The organism is Paramuribaculum intestinale, assembly GCF_003024925.1.
Taxonomy (GTDB): Bacteria; Bacteroidota; Bacteroidia; order Bacteroidales; family Muribaculaceae; genus Paramuribaculum; species Paramuribaculum intestinale.
Window position 1 is genome coordinate 1 of sequence record NZ_PUED01000198.1, and the last position, 4,014, is coordinate 4,014.

General features: G+C 56.8%; 2 protein-coding genes. Both read left to right on the forward strand.

Going from position 1 to position 4,014, the window contains the following annotated elements; all coding sequences use genetic code 11:
- The first annotated feature begins 384 nt into the window (after positions 1–384).
- On the forward strand, positions 385–2,100 hold the full coding sequence (aspT, locus tag C5O24_RS11405) for an aspartate-alanine antiporter (RefSeq protein ID WP_107035351.1): 1,716 nt from the start codon (positions 385–387) through the stop codon (positions 2,098–2,100).
- Between the two features lie 40 nt (positions 2,101–2,140).
- On the forward strand, positions 2,141–3,772 hold the full coding sequence (locus C5O24_RS11410) for a bifunctional aspartate transaminase/aspartate 4-decarboxylase (protein WP_107035352.1): 1,632 nt from the start codon (positions 2,141–2,143) through the stop codon (positions 3,770–3,772).
- Positions 3,773–4,014 lie beyond the last annotated feature (242 nt).

Below are 4,014 nucleotides of genomic sequence, written 5' to 3' on the forward strand. Positions count from 1 at the left end.
GTGTCGAGGTGAGCGGTTCGAGTCCGCTATACTCCACTTCATCAAGCGAATCGAAAAGTCGGTTCGCTTGTTTTTTGTGTCATTATCGATGATCAAATTGCGTTGACCCAAATTTATGGAGCTGAACATAAACACGATTGCAGCTTTTTCAAAAAAAAGGGGAGGTGTTTTTAGGGTTTGAACACCGGGCGAGGGGCTTGGTCGGGGCAAACTATTGCTTCATGTCACCCTGAGACCGGCTTTATAGTGTTTTAGAACAACATTCCCGTCATCGGAACTTTGCAGGGGAAGAGGGCGTTGTAATTTATGCATACGCGGCCAACGATGCGCTTATGATGACAACACACACTCAATATAAAACACACATTAAACGCTCTTTTCATTATGTGGCACAACACTATCGTTCCCTTTTTGGTGGAGAATCCCTCTATGGCGATTTTCCTGACTCTGTGCCTGGGGTATCTTGTCGGCAAGCTTAAGTACAAGATGCTCACTCTGGGCACTGTCACGAGCGTATTGCTCGTGGGCGTGGTTCTCGGCATTCTGGCGCCGGAAGTAAAGATACTGCCTCCGCTCAAAATGGTTTTCTTCCTGCTGTTTCTGTTTGCTATCGGCTATAGCGTCGGACCGCAATTCTTCAGAAGTTTCCGCAAGACGGGACTTCCGCAGGTGATATTCGCCGCAGTGGTCTGCGTGGTCTGCCTCGGCGTGACATGGCTTTGCGCCAAGCTGGCGGGCTACAATGCCGGCGAGGCCGTGGGTCTTTTCTCGGGCGCGCAGACCATCTCGGCGGTGATCGGCGTGGGCCAGGAGACCATCAACGGACTGCATATCTCCGAGGCGGCCAAGGAGTCGATGAACAATGTGGTGCCGGTGATGTATGCCGTCACCTACGTGTTCGGCACCGCCGGCTCGGCATGGATCATAGCCTTCGTGGGTCCGAGGCTGATGGGCGGCTTCCAGAAGTGCCGTCAGGACTGCGTGGAGGAGGAGGCCCAGATGGGTCAGACTCTCGTAGACCAGCCGGGCTACGGCTCATCGCTGCGTGAGGTGGCATTCCGCTGCTACAGGGTCGACAACGACTGGTTTGGCACAGGCAAGAGGGTGTCGGACCTCGAGGCTTATCTGAAGTCGCAGGGCCGCAGGCTTTTCGTTGACCGCATACGCCACAACGGGCAGATCACCGACACCCCCAAAGGTTCGGCCATGATATTCAAGGGCGACGAGGTGGTGCTCAGCGGACGCCGCGAGGCCATTATCGGTGAGGAAACATGGATCGGCGAAGAGGCGCAGGATCCGGAGCTTCTCAACTTCCCGATACGCATACAGCCCGTGATGGTAGCTTCGAAAGCGGTCGACGGCAAGACTGTCAAGGAGATCCGCGAGATGCCGTTCATGCACGGCGTGAGCATCCGCTCGATCAAACGCCAGCAGTCGATCGACATACCGGTGCGCGAAAACAATGTCGTGGACGGAGGCGACATGATGACCCTCGTCGGACTCCCCTACGATGTCGATACGGCGGCGAAGGCAATAGGCCGCGCATCGCGCCAGACCACGGCCACCGACATCATCTTCGTGTCGCTCGGCATCCTTATCGGCGGCATCATCGGAGTGCTATCGTTCAACGCCGGCAGCGTGCCTATCTCGCTGACCACTTCGGGCGGAGCGCTGATCATGGGCCTCATCTTCGGATGGTGGCACAGCAAACGCCCCGATTACGGACAGGTGCCCGAACCGGCCGTGTGGATATTCCGCGACCTCGGCCTCAACATGTTCATAGCCTGCGTAGGCCTCGAATGCGGCCCTCACTTCGTGCAGGCTTTCGCCCAGGTGGGCTGGATGCTGCTCGTGTGGGGCGCCATAGCCACAGCCCTGCCGCTGATCATTTCGATACTGCTGGCACGCTACGTGTTCAAGTTCCGCCCCGGCACAGCCCTCGGATGCGTAGCCGGATCGCGCACCACCACCGCCGCCCTCGGCGCCGTGGAGGAGTCGCTCCACAGCAATGTGCCCGCCATGGGCTATGCCGTCACCTATGCCGTCGGCAACACGCTGCTGATACTGTTCGGCGTAGTTATGGTCATACTCTTCGCATAAAACCCGACATAACCCACAACTTTCAATTACACGCAATACTATGGACAATCTCATCAACTCTCCTATCGACAACGAACTGTCGAAGCTGTCGCCGTTCGAACTGAAAGGCAAAATCATAGAGATGGCCGACGAAAAAGTCAAGAAGGCCGCCAACTCACTGCTCAACGCCGGCCGCGGCAACCCCAACTGGGTGAGCGACGCTCCGCGCAGCGCATTCTTCGCCTTCGGACAGTTTGCGATGACCGAGTGCCACCGCACCCTCTCACTCCCCGAAGGAATCGCCGGCACTCCGCAGAAAGGCGGCATGGCCGCACGCTTCGAGACATGGATGCGCGACAACGCCTCGATGCCCGGAGTCGACTTCCTGCGCAAGGCCTACGAATACTGCCTGATGGAACTCTCGGCCGACCCCGACGCCCTGCTCGACGAGTGGACCGACGGCATCGTGGGCGACAATTATCCCACCCCGCCGCGCATACTCCACTACACCGAAGTGATCGTGCGCAAATATCTCGACTGGGCCATCTGCGCCTCCAATCCCCCGAAGGATGTCACATTCGACCTATTCGCAGTCGAAGGCTCCACGGCCGGAATGTGCTACTGCTTCGACGTGCTCAAGCAGAACCATCTGCTCGAAAAGGGCGACGCCATAGCCATCATGGTGCCGGTGTTCACACCCTACATAGAGATACCGGAGCTGAACGAATTCGAATACACGGTGCTCGACATCGACGCCGACGCCACCACCCCCGACGGCCTGCACACATGGCAGTACAAGAGAGCCGACATAGAGAAGCTCAAGGATCCGAAATACAAGATGCTGTTCGTCACCAACCCGTCCAACCCGCCCAGCTACGCCATGGCACCCGAGACGGTCGAGGCGCTCAAGGAGGTGGTCAAGGCCAATCCGCGGCTGATGATACTGACCGACGACGTCTACGGCACATTTGTCAAGGGCTACCGCAGCCTCGCCGCCGAGCTGCCCTACAACTCGATATCGTGCTACTCGTTCTCGAAATACTTCGGAGCCACCGGATGGCGAGTGGCCGTCACAGCCGTCAGCTCCGACAACGTGTTCGACAAGCTCATATCCGAGCTTCCCGACGACAAGAAAAAGCAGCTTGAAGAGCGCTACCAGAGCCTAACGATCGACGTCTCCGGCCTTAAATTCATCGACCGCATGGTGGCCGAGAGCCGGCTCATAGCCCTCAATCACACAGCCGGATTGTCGACACCGCAGCAGATACAGATGTCGTTCTTCGCACTGTCGACGCTCATCGACACCGCCGACACCTACCACGAACGGATGATAAAGCTCATACACAGCCGCTACGACGCCCTGTGGAAGAACTTCGGATTCTCAATGCCCGACGATCCGCTCCGTGCCGACTACTACTCGGAAATCGACATGATGATATGGGCCAAGAAGCTTTACGGGCAGGAATTCGCCGACTATCTCGACAAGACCTACAACCCGCTGGCTATAGTGTTCAGACTCGCCTCGGAAACCGGAAGCGTGGTGCTCAACGGCGACGGCTTCGACGGCCCCCGCTGGAGCATACGTGTGTCGCTCGCCAACCTCAACGAGGACGACTACGTGCGTCTGGGCAAAAACATACGCCAGATCCTCGAACAGTTTGCCGACGAATGGAAAGCCTCTAAAAAATCCTGACACGAATCCCTCGCCCCGCATAGCTCCTCCGGGAACCATGCCACACGGATGAACATAGCAGGCGCTGCGTCAAAACACCGGTATTCTGACGCAGCGCCGTTGTTCTGCACCGATTTATCCTGCGTATCGAACATGTTGACAAAATCCTGAAAATATAGACGGGATATATCGTTTTTTTTGTAACTTTGCGTCTAAAAGACGCTAACACAGATAAATGCCAACTGTTCCACACAACAATCATA